At 64.9% G+C, this 20887-nt stretch carries 19 protein-coding genes; 7 read left to right on the plus strand and 12 right to left on the minus strand.

Annotation, left to right across the window (positions count from 1 at the left end; translation table 11 throughout):
* Window positions 1–43: 43 nt before the first annotated feature.
* Entirely contained in the window at window positions 44–457 is a 414-nt protein-coding gene (locus C0V75_RS00640) for a DUF4864 domain-containing protein (protein WP_101918974.1), read from the minus strand.
* A gap of 301 nt (window positions 458–758) precedes the next feature.
* Complete coding sequence (locus tag C0V75_RS00645; protein WP_101918975.1) at window positions 759–2336, minus strand: lysine--tRNA ligase; 1578 nt, start codon at window positions 2334–2336, stop codon at window positions 759–761.
* A gap of 112 nt (window positions 2337–2448) precedes the next feature.
* Here C0V75_RS00645 and C0V75_RS00650 point away from each other — a divergent pair, with 112 nt between their 5' ends.
* On the plus strand, window positions 2449–2868 hold the full coding sequence (locus C0V75_RS00650; RefSeq protein WP_101918976.1) for a tellurite resistance TerB family protein: 420 nt from the start codon (window positions 2449–2451) through the stop codon (window positions 2866–2868).
* A 170-nt stretch (window positions 2869–3038) separates the two neighbouring features.
* On the opposite strand, the gene dacB is transcribed toward C0V75_RS00650, so the two are convergent.
* Complete coding sequence (gene dacB / locus C0V75_RS00655) at window positions 3039–4514, minus strand: D-alanyl-D-alanine carboxypeptidase/D-alanyl-D-alanine-endopeptidase (protein WP_101918977.1); 1476 nt, start codon at window positions 4512–4514, stop codon at window positions 3039–3041.
* A 104-nt stretch (window positions 4515–4618) separates the two neighbouring features.
* On the minus strand, window positions 4619–5215 hold the full coding sequence (locus C0V75_RS00660) for a nicotinate-nucleotide adenylyltransferase (protein WP_101919840.1): 597 nt from the start codon (window positions 5213–5215) through the stop codon (window positions 4619–4621).
* A 129-nt stretch (window positions 5216–5344) separates the two neighbouring features.
* On the opposite strand from C0V75_RS00660, the gene ettA reads away from it, so the two are divergent.
* Window positions 5345–7000, plus strand: a complete 1656-nt coding sequence (ettA, locus tag C0V75_RS00665) for an energy-dependent translational throttle protein EttA (protein ID WP_101918978.1) — start codon at window positions 5345–5347, stop codon at window positions 6998–7000.
* A 434-nt stretch (window positions 7001–7434) separates the two neighbouring features.
* On the opposite strand, the gene C0V75_RS00670 is transcribed toward ettA, so the two are convergent.
* Both C0V75_RS00670 and C0V75_RS00675 read right to left on the minus strand, forming a co-directional pair.
* Window positions 7435–7893, minus strand: a complete 459-nt coding sequence (locus C0V75_RS00670) for a transposase (protein WP_101918979.1) — start codon at window positions 7891–7893, stop codon at window positions 7435–7437.
* A gap of 226 nt (window positions 7894–8119) precedes the next feature.
* Window positions 8120–8320, minus strand: coding sequence for a DUF2892 domain-containing protein (locus tag C0V75_RS00675; protein WP_101918980.1), 201 nt, complete (start codon window positions 8318–8320; stop codon window positions 8120–8122).
* A gap of 292 nt (window positions 8321–8612) precedes the next feature.
* Here C0V75_RS00675 and C0V75_RS00680 point away from each other — a divergent pair, with 292 nt between their 5' ends.
* The 3 genes from C0V75_RS00680 to C0V75_RS00690 all read left to right on the plus strand — a co-directional run bounded on the left by C0V75_RS00680 (window position 8613) and on the right by C0V75_RS00690 (window position 10642).
* Window positions 8613–8819 (plus strand): cold-shock protein, encoded by a 207-nt coding sequence (locus C0V75_RS00680; protein WP_023665438.1) that lies wholly within the window; start codon window positions 8613–8615, stop codon window positions 8817–8819.
* A gap of 132 nt (window positions 8820–8951) precedes the next feature.
* Window positions 8952–9896: an alpha/beta hydrolase gene (locus C0V75_RS00685; RefSeq protein ID WP_101918981.1), complete on the plus strand. Its 945-nt coding sequence runs from the start codon at window positions 8952–8954 to the stop codon at window positions 9894–9896.
* Window positions 9893–10642 (plus strand): class II aldolase and adducin N-terminal domain-containing protein, encoded by a 750-nt coding sequence (locus C0V75_RS00690; RefSeq protein ID WP_101918982.1) that lies wholly within the window; start codon window positions 9893–9895, stop codon window positions 10640–10642. Before C0V75_RS00685 ends, C0V75_RS00690 begins: the two co-directional genes overlap by 4 nt.
* Before the next feature lie 16 nt (window positions 10643–10658).
* Here C0V75_RS00690 and C0V75_RS00695 read toward each other — a convergent pair whose 3' ends face one another.
* From C0V75_RS00695 to C0V75_RS00720, 6 genes are all read right to left on the minus strand, one after another.
* On the minus strand, window positions 10659–11495 hold the full coding sequence (locus C0V75_RS00695) for an alkaline phosphatase family protein (RefSeq protein ID WP_101918983.1): 837 nt from the start codon (window positions 11493–11495) through the stop codon (window positions 10659–10661).
* Window positions 11495–13126, minus strand: coding sequence for an ABC transporter ATP-binding protein (locus tag C0V75_RS00700; RefSeq protein WP_101918984.1), 1632 nt, complete (start codon window positions 13124–13126; stop codon window positions 11495–11497). The genes C0V75_RS00695 and C0V75_RS00700 overlap by 1 nt, the downstream gene beginning before the upstream one ends.
* Window positions 13119–13934: an ABC transporter permease gene (locus tag C0V75_RS00705; RefSeq protein WP_101918985.1), complete on the minus strand. Its 816-nt coding sequence runs from the start codon at window positions 13932–13934 to the stop codon at window positions 13119–13121. The genes C0V75_RS00700 and C0V75_RS00705 overlap by 8 nt, the downstream gene beginning before the upstream one ends.
* The gene (locus C0V75_RS00710) at window positions 13931–14887 is read right to left on the minus strand and encodes an ABC transporter permease (protein ID WP_101918986.1); all 957 of its coding nucleotides are present in this window, start codon (window positions 14885–14887) and stop codon (window positions 13931–13933) included. Before C0V75_RS00710 ends, C0V75_RS00705 begins: the two co-directional genes overlap by 4 nt.
* 15 nt (window positions 14888–14902) lie before the next feature.
* Window positions 14903–16492 (minus strand): ABC transporter substrate-binding protein, encoded by a 1590-nt coding sequence (locus tag C0V75_RS00715; RefSeq protein WP_101918987.1) that lies wholly within the window; start codon window positions 16490–16492, stop codon window positions 14903–14905.
* Between the two features lie 121 nt (window positions 16493–16613).
* The gene (locus tag C0V75_RS00720) at window positions 16614–18611 is read right to left on the minus strand and encodes a CocE/NonD family hydrolase (protein WP_101918988.1); all 1998 of its coding nucleotides are present in this window, start codon (window positions 18609–18611) and stop codon (window positions 16614–16616) included.
* A 178-nt stretch (window positions 18612–18789) separates the two neighbouring features.
* Between C0V75_RS00720 and C0V75_RS00725 the strand changes: the two genes are divergently transcribed.
* Window positions 18790–19098 (plus strand): hypothetical protein, encoded by a 309-nt coding sequence (locus tag C0V75_RS00725; protein WP_254216338.1) that lies wholly within the window; start codon window positions 18790–18792, stop codon window positions 19096–19098.
* A 95-nt stretch (window positions 19099–19193) separates the two neighbouring features.
* Window positions 19194–20702: a choline-sulfatase gene (gene betC, locus C0V75_RS00730; protein WP_101918989.1), complete on the plus strand. Its 1509-nt coding sequence runs from the start codon at window positions 19194–19196 to the stop codon at window positions 20700–20702.
* Window positions 20703–20887 lie beyond the last annotated feature (185 nt).

Here is a 20887-nt window from a genome sequence, read left to right on the forward strand (position 1 = left end):
ACCAGCGCGCGGTCCTGGGCCGCAGGCCGCAGCAGGCTCAGGCTCAGGCCCCGACCCCCGGCTCCGGCAAAAGCTGCACACCGTTGATCTGCCACCCTTCCGGCCCCTCCACCATCTGATAGTCAAGGATATGGGTCTTCCCCGCCTGATCGGTGATCATCACCTTCTGCCACAGCCGCCCGCCCACCTCGCGCTGCTCCAGCATCCGCACCGATCCGGGCCGATGCACCATCGGATAGCCCTGCTTCACCATCGCCCCGAAATTCTCGGGCGACATGAAGATCGACTTGATGGAAGGCGAGGCAAAGGTGAAGGCCGTGGCGAAATCATCCGCCTTGAAGGCCTCGATCTGGTTCAGGATGGTCTGTTCGATCGGATTGTCCTGCGCGGCCACGGGGGCGGCAACAGGCAGGCTCAGGCAAAACGCAGTCAGCAGTCCAAAGGCGATGCGGCGCATGGCGGCCTCCCTCAAAGCGTCCCCAAGGGAAGCTTAGGGCCATGCGCCCGCTGGTCAACTCAGGTCACCCCTCCCGGAACCCCCAGACCGACCGCCGCCCAGGAAACCCGGCCCCGCGCCGGGGCCTCCGGCGCATTCCAGCCGCAGCGGGTCCGCCTGTGCAGCCACGCACCCTTAACCGGAAAACCACCCGCTTCCCTGCCCGAATTTGTATGTACACTTTGCTGCACAAAAAGCGGCACAGAATGCGGCACAGCCGTTTTCCCCAGGGACCGCCGGATTTCCCGGCAATCCCCAAAGGTTAAGCCAACTCCCCCGCCAGCGCCCGATCCATCAGCGCCACGGTTTCCTTCACCCCATAAAGCGCGACGAACCCGCCGAAACGCGGCCCCTCGCTCGCCCCCAGCAGCACCTCATAAAGCGCCTTGAACCAGTCCCGCAGCGGCTCGAACCCATGCTCCTTGCCCACCGCAAAGACCATGGATTGCAGCGCATCCGCATCCTGCCCGCCCTCCCAGGCGACCAGCCGCCCCCGCAGATCGACCATCGCCGCCCGCTCCTTCTCATCCGGCAGACGGAACTGCCGCGTGGGCGCGATCTTGTCCGCGAAATAGCGCACCGCAAAGCCTGCGGCGGCATCCAGATCGGGATGCGTCTCGGGGCTCGCCTCCGGCGCATAGGCCCGGATATAGCCCCACAAGCCCTTGGAATCCTTGGCCCCCGCCACGCTGGCAAGGTTCAGGAGCATGCTGAACGGCACCACCATCCGGCTCTCCGGCGGGTTACCGCCATGGATGTGCCAGACCGGATTGTTCACCTGGCCATCCACATCCTGCGCGGGGTAAGCCTTCAACTGCTGGTGGTATTCATCCACCGCCCGCGGGATCACATCGAAATGCATCCGCTTCGCCGTCTTGGGCTTCTGATACATGAAATAGGACAGGCTCTCCGTCGCCGCATAGGTCAGCCATTCGTCGATGGTCAGCCCGTTCCCCTTCGACTTGGAAATCTTCTGCCCCTGATCATCCAGGAACAGCTCATAGGTCATGTGATTGGGCTTCCGCCCCCCCAGCACCTCGCAGATCCCGTCATAGATCGGCGTGTTGGTGGAATGGTCCTTCCCATACATCTCGAAATCCACACCCAGCGCCGCCCAGCGCGCCCCGAAGTCCGGCTTCCACTGCAACTTCACATGCCCCCCGGTGACCGGCAGCGTCCACTCCCGCCCCTCCTCGTCATCGAAGGTGATCTCGCCCCGCACCGCATCCACATTCTTCATCGGCACATAAAGCACCCGCCCCGTTTCCGGGTGGATCGGCAGGAAACAGCTATAGGTCTGCTGCCGTTCCTCGCGCAGCGACGCCAGCATGATCGCCATGATCGCGTCATAGCGCTCCGCCGCCAGCCGCAGCGTCGCATCGAACCGGCCCGACTTGTAGAACTCCGTCGCGCTGATGAACTCGTATTCAAACCCGAAGGTATCGAGGAACCGCCGCAACATCGCATTGTTGTGGTGACCAAAGCTCTCATACTGCCCATAGGGATCGGGGACCGATGTCAGCGGCTTCTGCATGTGCTGACGCAACATCTCCTGTTGCGGCACATTTTCCGGCACCTTCCGCATCCCGTCCACATCATCCGAGAAACAGATCAGCCGCGTCGGAATATCGCTGATCACCTCAAAGGCCCGGCGGATCATCGTCGTCCGCGCCACCTCGCCAAAGGTCCCGATATGCGGCAGGCCGGACGGCCCATAGCCCGTCTCGAACAGCACATAACCCTTCTCCGGGTCCTTCTTCTCATAGCGTTTGAGGATCGCGCGCGCCTCTTCAAAGGGCCAGGCTTTCGATTTCATCGCGGCGTCACGCAGGGCAGACATCGGCAATCCTCAGGGAAGATGCGGAAACCCCATGCCTCCGCAACCCCCGTCCTCTATTGCCGCCCCCGCATCGCGTCAATAATCTCCGGCCCGAACCGCAAAGGAGTCCCCCATGTCCGACACTGCCCCGATGTCCGCACAGGACGCGCTCATCGCCGTCATGGTCGCCTGCTCGGCCTCCGACCAGAACATGCGCACAGCGGAACTGGTGGCGATCCAGCGCATGGTGAACCACATGCCGGTCTTCGCCGATTACGATCAGGACCGCATCCGCCGGATCAGCCAGATCGTCTTCGACCTCTTCGAAGAGGAAGACGGTCTCGACGCCCTCTTCGGCCTGATCCGCGACGCCCTGCCCGAACGTCTCCACGAAACCGCCTATGCCCTGGCCTGCGACGTGGTCACCGCCGATGGCAATCACAACGAGGTGGAACTGAGGATGCTCGATGAAGTGCGCGAAGAGTTGAAGGTCGATCGCCTCCACGCCGCCGCCATCGAATGGGGCGCCCGCGTCCGCCACATGAAACCCTGACCCGGACGCCCCACCCGCCGTCCCGTCACGCCATCCCCGCCCGCCCTTCACTTTCTGTCGAAAAACATCCTCGGGGGGTCCGGGGGGCAGACAGCCCCCCGGTCCGACGCGCGAACCGGGCGCACCGCCCCGCCCCACGCCGTAGGGCGGGGTTCACCCCGCCCCCCGCCTCACGCATAAAGCCCCGCCCAGCGCGCGATCAGCTGCCCCTGCAACCGCCGCGCCCGTCGCGTCCAGGCCTTGCCGCCCTCCGGCTGCTCCCGCTCGGCCACCGACAGCCGATCCCGCCGCGCCGCATCCGCGCAGAAAATAGCGAAGGCCATCTCCCGCCCCGAAGGCGGCTGCACATAGCCCACCAGCGCCGAAACGAAGTTCAGCGTCCCGGTCTTGCCGATCACCTGCACCGGGCTTTCGATCTCTTCCCCGTCGCCGCCGCGCATCCCCAGATCGCGCAGCACCGCCTTCAACTGCCCGCCGGTCTGCGTCCCCTGCGCCGCGACAAGCGCCCGCACCATCTCCTCCGCGCTGATCCGGCTCTCGCCCCCCAGCCCCGAATGATCGACGAAGCGCCCCTCCGCCCCCAGCCGCTGCCGCGCCCAGTCCGACATCGCCCCTCCCGAGGCGCGCAAGCCACCCGCCCCCGACGCCGTCAGCCCCACCACCTCCGCCGTCAGATTGGTGGACCAGCGCAGCATCCGCCGCAGGATGTCGGCCAAGGGGTCGCTGCGATGCTCGGCCAGCACCTGCCCGCCCGCGGGCCCCCGCGCCGCCCGCTTCGGCGCGGGCAGCTCGATCCCCTGCGCTGCCGCCAGCGTCTGGAACACCTCCGCCGCATAGGCCCCCGGATTGCGCACCGGCAGCCAGCGGCTGCCGCCCTTGCCCAGAGCCTCCGAGGCCACGGTCCATTCCTCCGCCCCGCCCCGCGCCCGCCAGGTGAAGAGCGGCGCCTCCCGCCGCACCACCTCCATCCGCGCCATCCGCACCGGGGGGGCAAAGCGCTCCCCCCGTGCATCCATCGCCACGCCCCAGCCCCCCTCGGCCCGCCGCCATTCGAAATGCACGCGGTTGTAATTCAGGTTCAGCCCCGAAATCGCGGGGTTATACCCAACATGATCCGGCTGATCCCCGGCAATCTCCTCCAGCGCAGGCAGCGCCGCATCGACATAGAGGAAATCCCCCTGCACCCTCCGCAGCCCCGTCGCCGCCAGCCGCGCCGCCAGATCGCCCATCCGGTCGGTATCCAGTTCCGGGTCCCCCGTCCCGATCAGGACAAGATCGCCCTCCAGCACCCCCCCCCGCAACGCGCCCGCCGCCACGACCTGCGTCACGAAGCGATACCCCGCCCCCAGCCGCTCCAGCGCATAAAGCGCCGTCACCGCCTTGGCCGTGCTCGCGGGCGGCAATTCCGTCCGCCCCTCCATCGTCTCCAATATCCGCCCGCTGCGCGCCTCGGCCACCGCATAGCCCACCACGCCGCCCAGCTTCGCCGCCGCGATCAGCGCGCCAGGCTCCGCCGCCCCCGCCACCGCCGACCCGCCAGAAGGTCGCGCCACGGGCCGGGGGCTGACCACCAGCCCCTCGCCCAAGGCAGGCCCCGCCAGCCCTGCCAGCACACCCCCCAGAAGGAACCGCCGCGATACCATCACATCCCCCCGCCCAGAAAGCCAAAGCCCAGACCGCTAAACCCCAGACCGGCGAACCCTAGCCAAAGCCCCGCCACTCCGGCAAGCGTCCCGCCGTCACATCCGCCTCAGCCCCGCCATTCTCCCCGCGCCCGGATCGCGCTGGACGAAGACCCATCCATCGGCAGGTTCACGAAGCACCAGGCCGGCGCATCCCGCACCCGCAGCACCTCGCCCCGCGCCACCCGCTCGCCCCGGAAGATGCGCGCGGCCTTCGACACGCGCCCCCGCACCCCCCAGCCGGGCCGCGCCAGCACCCCCACCGGCACCATCCGCAGGATATCCCCCCACCGCTCCCAGCGGTGGAACTGGCCCAGATTATCCGCCCCCATCAGCCAGACAAAGCGCACGCCGGGATAGATCGCGGCCAGCCGCTCCAGCGTCTCTGCCGTGAACCGCGTGCCCAGCCGCGCCTCCAGATCGCTCACCACCACGCGCGGATCACGCATCACCGCCCGCGCCCGCGCCATCCGCAGGTCGAGCGGCGCAGGCCCCCGCGCCTTCAGCGGATTGCCGGGCGAGACCAGCCACCAGACCCGGTCCAGCCCCATCCGCTTCAGCGCCTCGCGCGTGATGTGAACATGCCCCCCATGCGCCGGATCGAAAGACCCGCCCAGAAGCCCGATCACCATCCCTCTCCGCGCCACGGGAAATCCTGCCCGCACGCCGCCCTCCGCTGCCAGTCCGGCAAAAAGCCCAATCAACGCGCCCCAATCACCTTACGTTGCCACTGTCCAGCATAATCGCTACATGGTCCCCCAACACGCATCGGGATTCAGTGCAGGAGCGGCAGGATGGCCTCGTATCAATACGTCTACCACATGGATGGCGTCTCCAAGACCTATCCGGGCGGCAAGAAGGTGTTCGAGAACATCCGCCTCAACTTCCTGCCCGGCGTGAAGATCGGCGTCGTCGGCGTGAACGGCGCGGGGAAATCCACCCTGCTGCGCGTCATGGCCGGATGGGACAAGGATTTTCAGGGCGAAGCCTGGGCCGCCAAGGGCGCCAAGGTCGGCTACCTGCCGCAGGAACCGCAACTCGACCCGAACCTGACGGTGCGCGAAAACGTCAAGCTCGGCGTCGCGGAAAAGCAGGGCAAGCTCGACCGCTACAACGAACTTGCCATGAACTATTCGGACGAAACCGCCGAAGAGATGGCGAAGCTGCAGGACGAGATCGACGCCGAAAACCTCTGGGACCTCGACAGCCAGATCGACGTCGCGATGGAGGCGCTGCGCTGCCCGCCCGATGACGCCAATGTCGAAACCCTGTCCGGCGGCGAACGCCGCCGCGTCGCGCTCTGCAAGCTCCTGCTCGAAGCGCCCGACATGCTGCTCCTCGACGAACCGACGAACCACCTCGATGCCGAAACCATCGCCTGGCTGCAAAAGCACCTGATCGAATACAAGGGCACGATCCTGACCGTGACCCACGACCGCTATTTCCTCGACGACATCACCACCTGGATTCTGGAACTGGAACGCGGCCGCGGCATCCCGCATGAGGGCAACTATTCCTCCTGGCTGGATGCCAAGGCCAAGCGCCTCGCGCAGGAGGCGCGCGAAGACAAGGCCAAGCAGAAGGTGCTGGAAAAGGAACTGGAATGGATCCGCGCGGGCGCCAAGGCCCGTCAGGCCAAATCCAAGGCCCGTATCCAGGCCTATGAAAAGATGGCCGACGAGTCGGTCAAGGAACTGGTCGGCCGCGCGCAGATCATCATCCCGCACGGCCCCCGCCTCGGCTCCAAGGTCATCGAATTCGAAAACGTCTCCAAGGCCCTGGGCGACAAGCAACTGATCGAGAACCTCTCCTTCTCGCTGCCCCCCGGCGGCATCGTGGGCGTGATCGGGCCGAACGGCGCGGGCAAATCCACGCTGATGAAGATGATCACCGGGCAGGAAAAGCCCGACAGCGGCACAATCACCCTCGGGGATACCGTGCAGCTCTCCTATGTCGATCAGTCGCGCGACGCGCTCGACCCCAACAAGAACGTCTGGGAAGAGATCACCGATGCGCTCGACGTCGTGGTCCTTGGCGATGCCGAGGTGAACAGCCGCGCCTATTGCTCCTCCTTCAACTTCAAGGGCTCGGATCAGCAAAAGAAGGTCGGCATCCTCTCGGGCGGGGAACGCAACCGGGTGCATATGGCAAAGCTGCTGAAATCCGGCGGCAACGTCCTCCTGCTTGACGAACCGACCAACGATCTGGACGTGGAAACGCTTCAGGCGCTGGAAGCGGCCATCGAGGAATTCGCAGGCTGCGCGGTCATCATCTCGCACGACCGCTTCTTCCTCGACCGTCTTTGCACGCATATCCTCGCCTTTGAAGGCGACGCCCATGTGGAATGGTTCGAAGGCAACTTCCAGGATTACGAGGAAGACAAGATCCGCCGCCTCGGCCCGGATTCGGTGCAGCCCAAGCGGGTGAAATACAAGAAGTTCTCGCGCTGACGGGCGGGTCAGAAGCCCACTCCGGTTCACCCCGTAGGGTGCGTGCTCGCACGCACCCACCCAAAACCACCCCAGCGCGGTGCGTGCAAGCACGCAGCCTGCCGAATCCAAACCCCGTAGGGTGCGTGCTCGCACGCACCCCTCCCAAAACCACCCCGGCGCGGTGCGTGCAAGCACGCAGCGTGCCGAATACAAACCCCGTAGGGTGCGTGCTCGCACGCACCCCACCCAAAACCACCAGGGCGCGGTGCGTGCAAACACCCAGCGTGCCGAATACAAACACCGTAGGGTGCGTGCTCGCACGCACCCCACCCAAAGCCACCCGGGCGCGGTGCGTGCATTCACCCAGCCTGCCGAATCCAAACCCCGTTGGGTGCGTGCTCGCACGCACCCCTCCCAAAACCACCCGGGCGCGGTGCGTGCAAGCACGCACCCTACGGCCGATGCACGGAGGAATAGGGCCAATCCTCCGGCCGCGCCACGAAGCCATGCTTCACCGGGTTGACGTGGCAATAGTCCACATGGTTCGCAAAGTCGCGGTCATCCCTCAGGTGATGCTCCCAGAACCGCCGCTGCCAGATGCCGCGCTCCTGCCGTCGCAGATGGCTCTGCCGCAAGGGGCCCGTCGGCAGGCCCATCGAAAAGCGGCTCTTGATGAGCCGCCACCGCGTCCCGTAATCCCGATCCCCCGTCGGCATCTCCCAGACGCAATGCATGTGATCGGGCAGCACGACCCAGGCCGCGATGCCGAAAGGCCGCTCGGCCTTCGTCACCGCCACCGCCCGACGCAGCGCCGCCACCTCGCGGGTCAGCAGATCGCCCCCCGCCTCGGCCAGACAGACCGTGAAGAAGATGCGCGCACCGGTGACCTTGGGGCGAAGATAGCTCGACATGCGGCAAAGCCTGCCATGGCAACCTTGCCAGAAGATGAAGGCCGGACCTCGGCCCCCCTTGTCACCCGCCCCCGCTGTCATCCGAAAGCTTTCGTTAATCCACCGGGCGAAGCGTGGCCACAGTTTGCGGCACAGAATGCGGCACAACGCGCTGCACAGTCTTGTCAGGGCTGTCCCGGCCCGGCCAGGGCCGGGGAGCGGCCCTGACCCGCGCCGCCCGCCCGCCTCAGAACGCGCAGCCCGGGCGCAGCCCCATCCGCTTCATCACCGCCGCCGCCGGGCAAATCCCGGTGATCGAAGACTGGATAAGGTTCGCCCCGATGAAGACGGTAAACCACAGGAAATAAGGAGAAACGAACTGCGTCAGCACCACGCTAAGCAGCACCATCACACCGGCAAAGGCCATCACGGCACGGTCGAGGGTCATGTCATGCACTCCATCCAAAAGGGCCGCAGGATCGCGGCCACCCTGCCAGCGATCTAGCCTCTTCCTTAATCACATTCAAGTCGTTGAATATTATAAACCGTGCGGATCGTCGCCAAATCCCGGACATTAACCCCAATTTTCTTGATTTTTTTGCCCACCGCGCCCATATGTCCCCCGCGACGTTATTCTAAATCGACTTCTGTCTCGGATCTTCCGGCCACAGCATCGACCCAGGCTGACGGGGCCAAGCCGCCGCACGGTGCGGGCGGGTGACTAGACAGGAGACTTCACGATGGCCAAAGGCACCGTGAAATGGTTCAATGAAACAAAGGGTTACGGCTTCATCGCGCCGGAAGGCGGGAAGAAGGACGTGTTCGTTCACATCACCGCTCTGGAACGTGCAGGCCTGCGTGGCCTGAAGGACGGCCAGGCCGTGACCTTCGACATCGAAGCGGGCCGCGACGGCCGCGAGTCGGCGACCAACCTCGCCCTCGCCTGATCTTCGGGTCAATTCCTTAACGACAGCGCAGCGCCGCAAGGCGCTGTGCACCTCCACCGCAAGTCCATTGGCGACATGCCGCTTGGCGCATCCTGCCTAGCCCCGTCCCTGCCCTTGCGGCAGACTGCGGGTATGAAACCCTGCGACTACAGCCAGCTCATCGACGCTCCGACCTGGGATTTCATCCGCCGGTCCGAAGCCAGCTATCCCCCTGATACCGCAGGCCTTTCCATCGCCGACCAGCGCGCCATCTACAACGCGCTCTGCCGCGCCTTCCACCAGGGCTATCCCCCCGGCATCACCGCCCAGGACCGCCCCTTCGGCGGCATCCCCTGCCGCCTCTACCCCGGCAGCGGTGGCACGGTGGTCTATTTCCACGGCGGCGGCTTCGTCGTCGGCGGCCTGCACAGCCACGACGACATCTGCGCCGAGCTTTGCGCAACGACCGGCCTCACCATCGTCTCGGTCGACTACCGCCTCTGCCCCGAACATCCCCACCCCGCCGCCTATCAGGACGCCATGGCCGCCACCCGTGCCATCGCCGCCGAATGTCCCGCCCCCCTGCTGCTGGCGGGCGATAGCGCGGGCGGCAACCTCGCCGCCGCCGTGGCGCAAGCCATTGGCCGCAAAGGCGCTTTGGGCATCGCGGGGATGGTTCTCATCTATCCCGGACTGGGGGGGAACAAGGACAACGGCTCCTACCTCACCCACGCCCATGCCCCCATGCTCACGCGCGACGACGTGCTCTTCTACAGTCGCATCCGCCACGGCGACGCGCCCGAACCGCCCCCCGATCCGACCTTCGCCCCCCTCTCCGACATAGACTTCTCGAACCTGCCCCCCACGCTGGCGATCGCTGCCGAGTGCGACCCGCTCGCCGATGATGCCACGATCTACGCCGCCCGCCTGACCGCCGCCGGAACTCCGGCACGCGCCGTCATCGAACGCGGCCTCGTCCACGGCTACCTGCGCGCCCGATCCACCGTCCCCCGCGCCGCTGCCAGTTTCGACCGCATCACCCGCACCCTCACCGCCATGGCCAAGGGAACATGGCCCGAACCCGAGGAAACAGCATGAACGCGCCCATTCCGAACCTCACCCATTGGCAGGAACGCTGCGATATGGCGGCCGCTTTCCGCTGGACGGCGAAGTTGAACATGCATGAGTCGGTGGCGAACCATTTCTCCCTTGCCGTTAATGCCGATGGGTCGCGCTTTCTCATCAATCCCAACGGTCGCCACTTTGCCCGGATCACGGCCTCCAGCCTGATCGAGATCGACGCGAACGACCCCGGCACGATGCAGCGCCCCGACGCGCCCGATCCCACCGCCTGGGGGCTGCACGGCTCCATCCATCGCGGGCTGCCGCATGCCCGCTGCGTGATGCATGTCCATTCCGTCCACGCCACCGTGCTGGCCAGCCTCGCCGACAGCCGCCTCCCCGCCATCGACCAGAACAGCGCCATGTTCCATGACCGCATGGTGATCGACGATCACTACGGCGGCATGGCCTTCGAAGAGGAGGGCGCCCGCTGCGCTGCTCTTCTGGCCGACCCGAAAACCATCGCGATGGTGATGGGCAATCACGGGGTCCTGATCGTCGGGCAGACCGTGGCCGAGGCCTTCAACCGCCTCTACTATTTCGAACGTGCCGCCGAGACCTATATCCGCGCGCTCCAGACCGGCCGCCCGCTGCGCGTCTTGCCCGATGACATCGCCGAAAAGACAGCGCAGGAATGGGAGGCCTATCCCGGCTTCGCTCAGGCGCATCTGAAGGAACTGCGCGCGCTTCTGGATGAGGAAGGCGCGGCTTACGCCCAGTGACGAAGGGGTTTAGCAGCTAGCCTTCAAGGAAAGGCGTCGCGGTCATCGACGGCGGCACCGCAACGCCAAGACGCGTCAGGATGGATGGCGCCAGCGCAAGCTGATCCAAGATCACATCCGACGCCGGCATCGCGCTTTCGCCGAAATAGTAGAAGGCGAAATCCTGCTGCAAGTCGCCCGCGCCGCCGTGGTGCCCACGCGCATCCTGCCCGTGATCGGCGGTGACGATGACCTCATAGCCCGCCTTGCGCCAGCGATGGATGAAAGGCGCCATCTGCTCGTCCAGCAGATAGCAGGCATGGTCCATCTCGGCGCAGTCGTGAAAGAACCGGTGCCCCATGCTGTCCAGCGTGCAGGAATGATAAAGGCCGTAGTCGATCCCCTTCACCTCACACAGCCGGGTCAGCGTGGCGAACAGGTCGTGATCGGAGGGCGTCATCTGGTTGTCATGGCCATAGCCCGCCATCGTATGGAAACGCCCGTGATGGATCGGCCCCGCCTCTTCGTCATATTCGATATCCCGAACGGCATCGAAGGGCGCGCGTTGAAAGAATTCTGACCAGTAGCTGTGCGTCACCGCCCCGGTCCGCCGTCCGGCCCGCGCCAGTTCCGAAAACACATCCGGCAGGTCCAGCTTCCTGACGGCATAATTTCCCCATATTCCATGCACTTGCGGCGGAACCCCGGTATGGATCGACGCATAGCAGGAAGCCGAGGTGGAGGGCAGGACCGACCGCATCCGCCAGACCCGCGCCTCGCCCGATTGCACCCAGCCTTCCAGGTTACCGAAGAGACGCCGCCAGTTCCGATAGGGCACGCCGTCAATCAGGATCAGCAAAAGCTTGCGCGACATCAGTTCCCCGCGCTTTCCATCTTGCGATGCGCCAGCACCTCCTCAAGCCAGCCCAGCCGCATCTCGGGCACCGAAGACAGCAGAAGGTCCGTATAATCGTCGAAAGGCGGGGTCAGCACATCGGTCTTTGACCCGTAGCGCACGACCTGACCGCGATACATGACCGCGATCTTGTCTGCGATGGCCTTCACCGTGGCAAGGTCATGGGTAATGAACAGATAGGCCACATGTTCCTGCGCCTGCAGGTTCAAAAGCAGCTTCAGGATACCATCCGCCACCAGCGGATCCAGCGCCGAGGTCACTTCATCGCAGATGATGAGCTTCGGTTTCGCGGCAAGGGCACGGGCGATGCAGACCCGCTGCTTCTGCCCGCCCGACAGTTCGGCGGGATAGCGGTCGATATAGCCCTTCCCCATCTCGATCTGGTCCAGCAGTTCCTGAACGCGCTGACGCTTTGCCTCGCCCGTCATGCCGAAATAGAATTCCAGAGGGCGCCCGATGATCGTGCCGACTGTCTGACGGGGATTCATGGCAACATCGGCCATCTGGTAGATCATCTGCAATTCCCGCAGATCATCCCGGCTGCGGGCTTTCAGGTCGCGCGACAATTCCCGCCCGGCAAAGGTGATCCGGCCTTGTGCCGGGGGCAGGAGGCCGGTGATGGCCCGCGCCAGCGTGGACTTGCCCGATCCGCTTTCCCCCACCACGGCAAGGGTCTGACCGGCAGGCAGATCGACGCTGACATTCTTCAGCACATCGAAGGTTGTCCCCGGATAGCGCGCTGTCACGTTCTGCACCGACAGAACGGCCGGCGCCTCCGCCTTTTCCTCATGGTCGATCGACCGGACAGAAACCAGAGCGCGGGTATAGGCTTCGTGCGGATCGGTGATGATCTGGCGCACGGGGCCGTATTCCACCTTCTTGCCATGCCGCAGAACGAGGATGTCATCCGCCACCTGCGCCACGACCGCAAGGTCATGGGTGATGTAGAGTGCGGCCACCCCGGTATCGTGGATCGCCTCCTTGATCGCCGCCAGCACGTCGATCTGGGTCGTGACGTCCAGTGCCGTCGTGGGCTCGTCGAAGATCACCAGATCGGGCTTCGGGCACAGTGCCATCGCCGTCATCGCCCGCTGCAACTGCCCCCCCGAAACCTGGTGCGGGTAGCGACTTCCAAAGGTTTCGGGGCTGGGCAGTCCCAGCTTGCCGAACAGCATGATGGCCCGCGCCTCGGCCTCGGCACGCCCCATCAGACCGTGGGACAGCGAGGTTTCGATGACCTGTTCCATCAACCGCTTGGCCGGGTTGAAGGCAGCAGCGGCGGATTGCGCGACATAAGTCACCTCGCGCCCCCGCAGCGCCCGCAGCTTCGCGGCCGAAAGCCCACGGATATCGCGCCCGTTCAGCAGGATCTCTCCGCCCGTCAGCCGCACCCCGCCCCGGCCATAGGCCATGGCCGACAGGCCGATGGTGGATTTCCCTGCACCGGATTCACCGATCAGCCCAAGAACCTTGCCCTTGGCCACACTGACCGACACGTCATCGACCAGCACCACGTCCTTGGGTGGTTCGCCCGGAGGATAGGCCGTCGCCTCGATCCGCAGATTGCGGATTTCCAGAAGATCAGGCACCGCGCCCCCCTTTCAGGCTGGTCGTCCGGGACAGGATCCAGTCCGCCACGAGGTTCACCGAAATCGCCAGAAGCGCGATGGCCAGGGCAGGCATGAGGGCGGCAGACTTGCCATAGATCAGCCCATCCTTGTTCTCGCGCACCATTCCGCCCCAGTCCGCCAGAGGCGGCTGGATGCCAAGACCGAGGAAGGACAGGGTGGAGATGAAGAGAACCGCGAAGATGAACCGCAGCCCGAATTCCGCCACCAGAGGCGACAGGGCATTGGGCAGGATTTCCCGGAAGATGATCCATGACTGCCCTTCGCCCCGCAGCCGCGCCGCTTCCACATAGTCCATCACCGCGATGTCCATGGCGACGGCACGCGCCAGACGGAAGACACGCGTCGCATCGAGAATGCCGATGACAAGAATGAGAACGGTCAGGTTCAGGGGCAGCACGGACAGCACAACCAGCGCCACAATGAGGGACGGGATCGCCATCATCAGATCGACGATCCGCGAAAGGCCCTGGTCGATCCAGCCACCGCGAACGGCGGCCAGGAAGCCCAGGAAGGACCCCAGTCCGAAGGCGATGATCGACGAGGCGAGGGCCACGAAGATGGTGATCTGGCCGCCATAGATCAGGCGGCTCAGGATATCCCGGCCGATCGTGTCGGTGCCCAGAAGATGGGTTGAAGACGGGCCTTCCCAGACGCCGCCAGTGATGGCCTCCAACGGATAGGGCGCGATAACCTGCGCGAAAAGCGCACAGAAGACGAAGCCACCGGTCAGGATCAGGCCGATGAGGGCGGAAAGCGGCATCCTCATTTCGGGTGCCTCAGGCGCGGGTTGGAGATGATCGCAATGACATCGGCCAGGATGTTCAGCCCGATATAGACCGCCGCAAAGATCAGGCCCACCGCCTGCACCACCGGCAGATCGCGCTTGGCCACATGATCCACCAGATACTGCCCAAGGGCGTTATAGCTGAAGACCACCTCCACCACGACCACACCGACCACCAGATAGGCAAGGTTCAGAACGACGACCGAAACAATGGGCGCGATGGCGTTGGGAAAGGCGTGCTGCCAGATCACCCGCATGGGAGAGAGCCCCTTCAATTCGGCCGTCTCGATATAGGCCGATTGCATCACGTTCAGGATCGCCGCCCGCGTCATCCGCATCATATGCGCCAGCACGACAAGAACGAGAACAATCACCGGCAGGGCCACGGCCTGCAACCGCTCCCAGAACCCCATGCCCGGAAAGACCATGGCGACGGGTTGAAAGATCGGAAAGACCTGCGTCAGAAGGAAGATCACGAAATAGGCCGCCACGAATTCGGGCAGCGAAATCGTCGACAGCGTCACGCCGGAAATCACCTTGTCCGGCCAGCGCCCGTTGTAGCGCGCGGCAACCAGCCCCAGAAGAATCGCAAGCGGAACAGAGATCACCGCCGCACAAGCCGCGAGAAACAGCGTGTTGCCGAGCCTTTGGCCAATTGCCTGACCAATGTCCTGACCATTGGTCAAGGCCACACCGAAATCGCCGGTCAGGATGCCTCCCAGCCAGTCGAAATATCTTACCACCGGCGACCGGTTCAGGCCCAGCGTCTCGCGCAGGTTGGCAAGAGCCTCGGGTGTTGCCGACTGGCCGAGGATGGCTTGCGCCACGTCACCCGGCAGGGCCTCGGTGCCAAGGAAGATCAGCAGCGAAACGGCCCACAGCAAGAGCAGGCCCAGCGCAATGCGCTGGACCACAAGCTTCAGGATGGGATGCACCTGTCACGAACCCGATCAGGCGTTCAGCCAGCACTTGGCGAGTGCGCGACCGTTCATCAGTTCCCCGTTCGGGTCGGGGGCCCAGCCGCCCACTTCTTCGCGCTTGGCTTCGACGAAGTCGTTGAACATCGGGCAGATCAGGCCGCCTTCATCGCGCAGGATATTGGCCATTTCCGTGTACATCGCCTTGCGCTTGACCTGATCCAGTTCCGCACGCGCCGCGATGAGCAGTTCGTCGAAACGGGCGTTCTTGAACTTGGTGTCGTTCCAGTCGGCGGTGGACAGGTAGGCCGTCGAATACATCTGGTCCTGCACCGGACGCCCGCCCCAGTAAGAGGCGCAGAAGGGTTCGACGTTCCAGACGTTGGACCAGTAGCCGTCATCGGGTTCGACTTTCACCTCCAGCGGGATGCCCGCCGCAGCGGCAGATTGCTGGAAGAGTTGCGCCGCCTCCACCGCACCGGGGAAGGCACCCGGCGCCGTGCGCAGGATGATCGGGCTGCCGTCATGGCCCGAAGCCTTGTAGAGTTCGGCCGCAGCGGCGGCATCGTATTCGCGCTGGGGGATGGAGTCGTCGAACAACGGATAGGCCGCGTTGATCGGGAAGTCGTTCCCGCGCGAGCCGTAGCCGCCGAGGATCTTGTCCACCATCTCCTGCCGGTTGATCGCCAGTTTCAACGCATTGCGAAGGTCCTTGTTGTCGAAGGGTGCCTTGTCACAATGCATGATGAAGACATAGTGGCCACGGCCCGCCACATGCTCGATCGAGATGCCCGGAACGCCCTTGAGCAGTTCGATGATCTTCGGGTCGACCCGGTTGATCATGTGCACCTGACCGGCCTGAAGGGCCGCCGTCCGCGCCGTGTTGTCGTTGATCACAAGGATTTCGACCTGATCGGCATGGCCCATGCTGCTGTCGAAATAGTTCGCGTGGCGTTCGAAGACATGACGCACGCCCGGCTCGTTCGCGACGACCTTGTAGGGACCGGCGCCGATGCCTGCGGCGGGATTGTCCACGCCACCGCCCGGCTGGATCACGAGGTGATAATCCGCCATCAGGAAGGGAAGGTCGGCATTGCCGGAGGCCAGCGTCAGGGTCACCATGTCACCCTCGGCCTTCATGTCCGAAATGCCCTGAACAATGCCAAGCGCACCGGACTGCGACTTCTCGTCGGTATGCCGCTTCAGCGTGGCAACCACGTCCTCGGCCGTCACGGTCTTGCCGTCGTGGAACTCCACACCGGCGCGGATCTTGAACTTCCATTCCGTCGCATCGGCATTGGCGCTGATCTCTTCGGCAATGCGATAGTCGATCTCACCCTTGGCGTTCACATCAACCAGCATCTCGCCCCAGGTCATGTTGACCATGAAGGGCACTTCCGAAGCAGCCAGCGCAGGGTCGAGCGAGTTGGTGGATTCCCCGCCCGCCATCCCGGCCCGCAGCACGCCACCCTTCACGGGCTCCTGCGCGCGGGCGACAGAGGCGAGCAGCGTGTTCGCCATCGCCGCAGAAATCCCCAGCGCCGAGGCGCGTCCCACGAATTCGCGGCGGCTCATGAGGCCGCGCGCCGCGCGCTTCAGCAGATGGTCGAATTCAGAGTTCATCCCAGTGGTCTCCCTGTTGGCGGCCCGCCTGTCCGGCGTGCCATTTTTGTTGATTGCCCAATCAGTAACCCGCGAATCTGGCCCGGGGCAAAGGTTTTTTCCCATGCGAAGGTCACGAATTTCACACGAAACGGCGCGGGACGCTGTCATCCCATGCCCGTTCGAAGACCAGAACCTCGCCTTCCCAGGCCCGCAGCACCGCCTTGTGCCTCAGTTCCGTCGCGCTTCCGGTCATCTCCGCCTCGGCGCGGGTGCGCACCGACCAGTCTCCCCGCGACAGGCGCTGCTCCCAGACATGCACCGCCTTGGCCGACAGCGGATCGTCGGGTCGTATCTCCCACCGCTCGCTCATCGTCTCGCCGCTGCACAGGCCATGGGTCAGGTTTTCGGCATCGCCCAGGTCATCCTCGACCACCAGCGCGACGGTCCCAGCGATGAGATCTTCTTCGATGAAGCGTCGCGCCCGGCCGGTCCGGATCACACGATGCTTCCACGGGGCGGCATGTTCGGCGGGCGGCGGGGTCCACTCATTCACGCTGCCCGCATGAACCGGCAGGGTCAGGCTGCCCCCGGTCACCGTCAAGCAACCCGCTTCCGGCGACGGCCAGACGAAAGGCCAATAGCTGTTTGAAAGCGCAAGCCGCAGCCGGTGCCCCGGCGCAAGGCGATAGGCCATCTGGTCCAGTGTGACCACGACCTCCGTCACCTCGCCCGGCACCATTGGCGCCGGTTTCTCCCGACTGTCGCGATGGCAGAGGTTGAGCATGCCATGTGCAATTCTCACCGAAGCCCCGTCAGGGGCCACATCGCAGAGGCGCGCCACGACGAAGCCAAGCGGTTTGTCCGAAGCAAGCCGCAGCCGCAGTTCCGCCGCCCCCAGCAGGTCCAGCGCCTCGCTCAACACCTCGCCGTCGAAGCAGAGGGACAGCGCATCATCCTCGCGCTGATCGCCCGGCATTTCGGCATTCAGACCCATCGGGAAGAACTCTCCCGCCTTCAGGCCAAGATGCTGCGCTGTGGCGATCCGCGCCGTAAAGGCGGACCCCTCTCCGCCCAGCCGCCCCTCTGCCCCCAAGGCAAGCCGCCGAGGGGCAACACGCTGCGACGGCCAGTCTGCCTCGGCCACCCAGTGACCCGGCCGCTCCTTCGCACTCGCGTCGGGCGGTGCGGAATGCATCATCCAGACACGATAGGCGGGGTCATCGCCGGCCCCGTTCTCGATCCCTTTCAGCCAGCGATCCCACCAGCGCACCGCCAGTTGCAGGAACCCAACTTGCGGCCCCGGCACTGCGGTATGCGGATACTGATGCACCCACGGCCCCACGATCCCCTTGCAGGGTGCAGGCACGTTCTCGACCAGATGCGCCACGGTATTCATGTAATTGTCGGCCCAGCCCCCCCAGATCAGCACCGGGGTCTGCATGCGGGCATAATCCTCGCCCACCGAACCGTGCTTCCAATAGGCCCCACGCTCCTGAAGGGCGGCCCAGCGCGGAGCAAGCCACGGCTCCGCTGCAAGCCGTTCCATCCACATTTCCCGCCAGTCAGGCCGAAGCAAAGGGTCCGGCGGGCGTGAGGAGAAGGACAGCATGACCGCGCCCCAGCCGAAATTCTCGCCCAGCAGGCAGCCGCCCTTGAAATGGATGTCGTCGGCAAAACGGTCGGTCGTGGAACAGACCGAAATCACCGCCTTCAAGGCGGGCGGCTGGTTGAAGGCCGCTTGCAGGCAGTTGAAGCCGCCCCATGATTTGCCCATCATCCCCACCGCACCGCTGCACCAGGCTTGGCGCGACAGCCAGTCGATGACGGCGACCGCATCCTCCATTTCGGATTGGGTGTATTCGTCGGACATCAGCCCTTCGCTGTCGCCGTTCCCGCGCATGTCCACCCTGACGCAGGCATAACCATGGCCGGCCACGTAGGGATGCATCATCTCGTCCCTTGGAAGGGTTCCGTCGCGCTTGCGATAGGGGATGTATTCAAGAACCGCCGGCACCGGACGCGTCAAGGCATCCTCTGGCATCCAGACCCGCGCCGACAGGCGGCAACCATCGGGCATCACGATCCCCATGTCCTCGTCCTCGATGATCGGGCAGGGAAGATCATTGCGGATGGTCATGCGGGCACTCCGACCTTTTTCCGGCATCTGACGACAGGCAGGTCCGGAATCGCTGCCGGTTCGCGGCGGATGGAGGTCGGAACGCGACATGGCCGCCCGAAACCGGCGCAGCCTCCCGCGCGGCGACCTGCTATCCTGCGCGCAGCGACGGCACCGTGACCCATCAGGAAATGCCCCCATGCCCGACATGTCCGACCGCATCGAAGTGCGGAACATCGCCTCGCCGCAGCATGTCACCCGCGTTGACCGGGCGAAGTACGAGGCGATGCGGCACGCCCTTCTTGCCGTGCTGCCCGACACGGCCCCCGGCCCCACCGTGGCCGAGGCGCAGGCCGCCCTTCTGCCCCATCTGGATGCGATGCTCTTTCCGGATGGGGCAAAGGCGGGATGGTGGATGAAATGCGTGCAACTCGACCTCGAGGCGCGCGGAGTCATCGCCCAGGGGCCGAAACCGCCGGTCCGACTGCACCGGGTGACGACCGCCTGAATGTCGGCTGAGGGCGGCTACAGGACGCATCCCCCCTATCTCGCTCCCGGCCCCTCGCCTAACCTCCGGCCAGCACAGCCAGACCGGAGCCTGCCATGACCACGCGCCCCAACATCTTGATCCTCATGGTTGACCAGTTGACCGGGACGCTCTTCCCCGATGGCCCGGCCCCCTTCCTGCACGCGCCGAACCTGCGGAAACTTGCGCAGCGCTCCGTCCGCTTTGCCAACAGCTACACGCCGTCGCCCCTCTGTGCCCCGGCCCGCGCGGCCTTCATGTCGGGGGCCTTGCCGCGCCGGACCCGCGTCTATGACAATGCTGCCGAATTCGCCTCGGACATTCCCACCTATGCCCATCATCTGCGCCGCGCCGGGTATCAGACGGCGCTGTCGGGCAAGATGCATTTCGTCGGGCCCGATCAGTTGCACGGCTTCGAGGAACGGCTCACCACCGACATATATCCTGCCGATTTCGGCTGGACGCCGGACTATCGCAAGCCGGGAGAACGGATCGACTGGTGGTATCACAACCTCGGCTCCGTCACCGGGGCGGGGGTGGCCGAGATCACGAACCAGTTGGAATATGACGACGACGTTGCCTTCCAGGCGGTGCAGAAACTCTACGACCTCTCGCGCGGGCACGACCCGCGCCCCTGGTGCCTGACCGTCAGCTTTACCCATCCGCATGATCCCTTCGTTGCGCGGCGGAAGTTCTGGGACCTTTACGAAGGCGCGGCGGAACTCGAACCGCCGCAGCCGATCCCCTACGAGGATCAGGACCCTCATTCGCGGCGCCTGATGGATGCCTGCGACTGGCGGGCCTTCGACATCACCGACACCCATATCCGCCGCGCCCGTCAGGGCTATTTCGCAAACATCTCCTATGTCGATGCCAAGATCGGCGAGATTCTCGACACGCTGGAGGCGACACGGCAGGAGGCGATCATCCTCTTCCTGTCGGATCATGGCGAGATGCTGGGTGACCGGGGTCTGTGGTTCAAGATGAACTTCTTCGAAGGCTCCGCCCGCGTGCCGCTGATGATCTCGGCCCCCGGCCTTGACCCCCGGCTGATCGAGACACCCGTCTCGACCATTGACGTGACGCCCAGTTTGGGCGCGCTGGCGGGTATCGACATGGCCGAAATCCTGCCCTGGACGGATGGCGAAAGTCTGGTCCCCTTGGCCCAGGGAACCCCGCGCCAAAGCCCCGTCGCCATGGAATATGCCGCCGAAGGCACCGTCACGCCCATGGTCTGCCTGCGGGAAGGGGCATGGAAATACATCCACTGCCCTGCCGATCCCGACATGCTGTTCAACCTTGCGGAGGACCCGCAGGAACGCAGGAACCTCGCCGCCGATCCCGCCCATGCCGAAACCCTCGCCACCTTCCGCGCCAAGGCCGATGCCCGCTGGGACCTTGCCGCCTACGATGCCGCGGTGCGCGAAAGCCAGGCCCGCCGATGGGTCGTGTATGAGGCGCTGAGGAATGGCGCCTATTTCCCCTGGGATCACCAGCCGCTGCGCGCCGCGTCCGAACGCTATATGCGCAACCACATGGACCTGAACGTGCTGGAGGAAAGCAAGCGCTTCCCGCGCGGAGAATGACCGGGCGCCTTACCGGCCCAGATGGAAAGACGAGTGTTTGGGCCAAGATGAAGACCAAGCGGCCCCTTCATCTTGGCAAAAATACTCAACTGAACGGCCTTAGTCCGCGCCCCACGCCTGGCTGGGGCGACCGGCCACGGCTTGCCGTGGCAACGCCGTCGAAGGGGGTTCGATGCCCCCATCGA

Source organism: Tabrizicola sp. TH137, from assembly GCF_002855575.1.
In the GTDB taxonomy this organism is placed as follows: Bacteria; Pseudomonadota; Alphaproteobacteria; order Rhodobacterales; family Rhodobacteraceae; genus Paragemmobacter.

What these genes read in the sequence shown, in the direction of transcription:
- C0V75_RS00715 (WP_101918987.1), bottom strand. Translation starts at nt 16,492, where the DNA reads ATGAACTCTGAATTCGACCATCTGCTGAAGCGCGCGGCGCGCGGCCTC.
- C0V75_RS00670 (WP_101918979.1), bottom strand. Translation starts at nt 7,893, where the DNA reads ATGTCGAGCTATCTTCGCCCCAAGGTCACCGGTGCGCGCATCTTCTTC.
- C0V75_RS00720 (WP_101918988.1), bottom strand. Translation starts at nt 18,611, where the DNA reads ATGACCATCCGCAATGATCTTCCCTGCCCGATCATCGAGGACGAGGAC.
- C0V75_RS00690 (WP_101918982.1), top strand. Translation starts at nt 9,893, where the DNA reads ATGAACGCGCCCATTCCGAACCTCACCCATTGGCAGGAACGCTGCGAT.
- C0V75_RS00645 (WP_101918975.1), bottom strand. Translation starts at nt 2,336, where the DNA reads ATGTCTGCCCTGCGTGACGCCGCGATGAAATCGAAAGCCTGGCCCTTT.
- C0V75_RS00675 (WP_101918980.1), bottom strand. Translation starts at nt 8,320, where the DNA reads ATGACCCTCGACCGTGCCGTGATGGCCTTTGCCGGTGTGATGGTGCTG.
- C0V75_RS00680 (WP_023665438.1), top strand. Translation starts at nt 8,613, where the DNA reads ATGGCCAAAGGCACCGTGAAATGGTTCAATGAAACAAAGGGTTACGGC.
- ettA (WP_101918978.1), top strand. Translation starts at nt 5,345, where the DNA reads ATGGCCTCGTATCAATACGTCTACCACATGGATGGCGTCTCCAAGACC.
- C0V75_RS00685 (WP_101918981.1), top strand. Translation starts at nt 8,952, where the DNA reads ATGAAACCCTGCGACTACAGCCAGCTCATCGACGCTCCGACCTGGGAT.
- C0V75_RS00695 (WP_101918983.1), bottom strand. Translation starts at nt 11,495, where the DNA reads ATGTCGCGCAAGCTTTTGCTGATCCTGATTGACGGCGTGCCCTATCGG.
- C0V75_RS00705 (WP_101918985.1), bottom strand. Translation starts at nt 13,934, where the DNA reads ATGAGGATGCCGCTTTCCGCCCTCATCGGCCTGATCCTGACCGGTGGC.
- C0V75_RS00725 (WP_254216338.1), top strand. Translation starts at nt 18,790, where the DNA reads ATGCCCGACATGTCCGACCGCATCGAAGTGCGGAACATCGCCTCGCCG.
- betC (WP_101918989.1), top strand. Translation starts at nt 19,194, where the DNA reads ATGACCACGCGCCCCAACATCTTGATCCTCATGGTTGACCAGTTGACC.
- C0V75_RS00640 (WP_101918974.1), bottom strand. Translation starts at nt 457, where the DNA reads ATGCGCCGCATCGCCTTTGGACTGCTGACTGCGTTTTGCCTGAGCCTG.
- C0V75_RS00650 (WP_101918976.1), top strand. Translation starts at nt 2,449, where the DNA reads ATGTCCGACACTGCCCCGATGTCCGCACAGGACGCGCTCATCGCCGTC.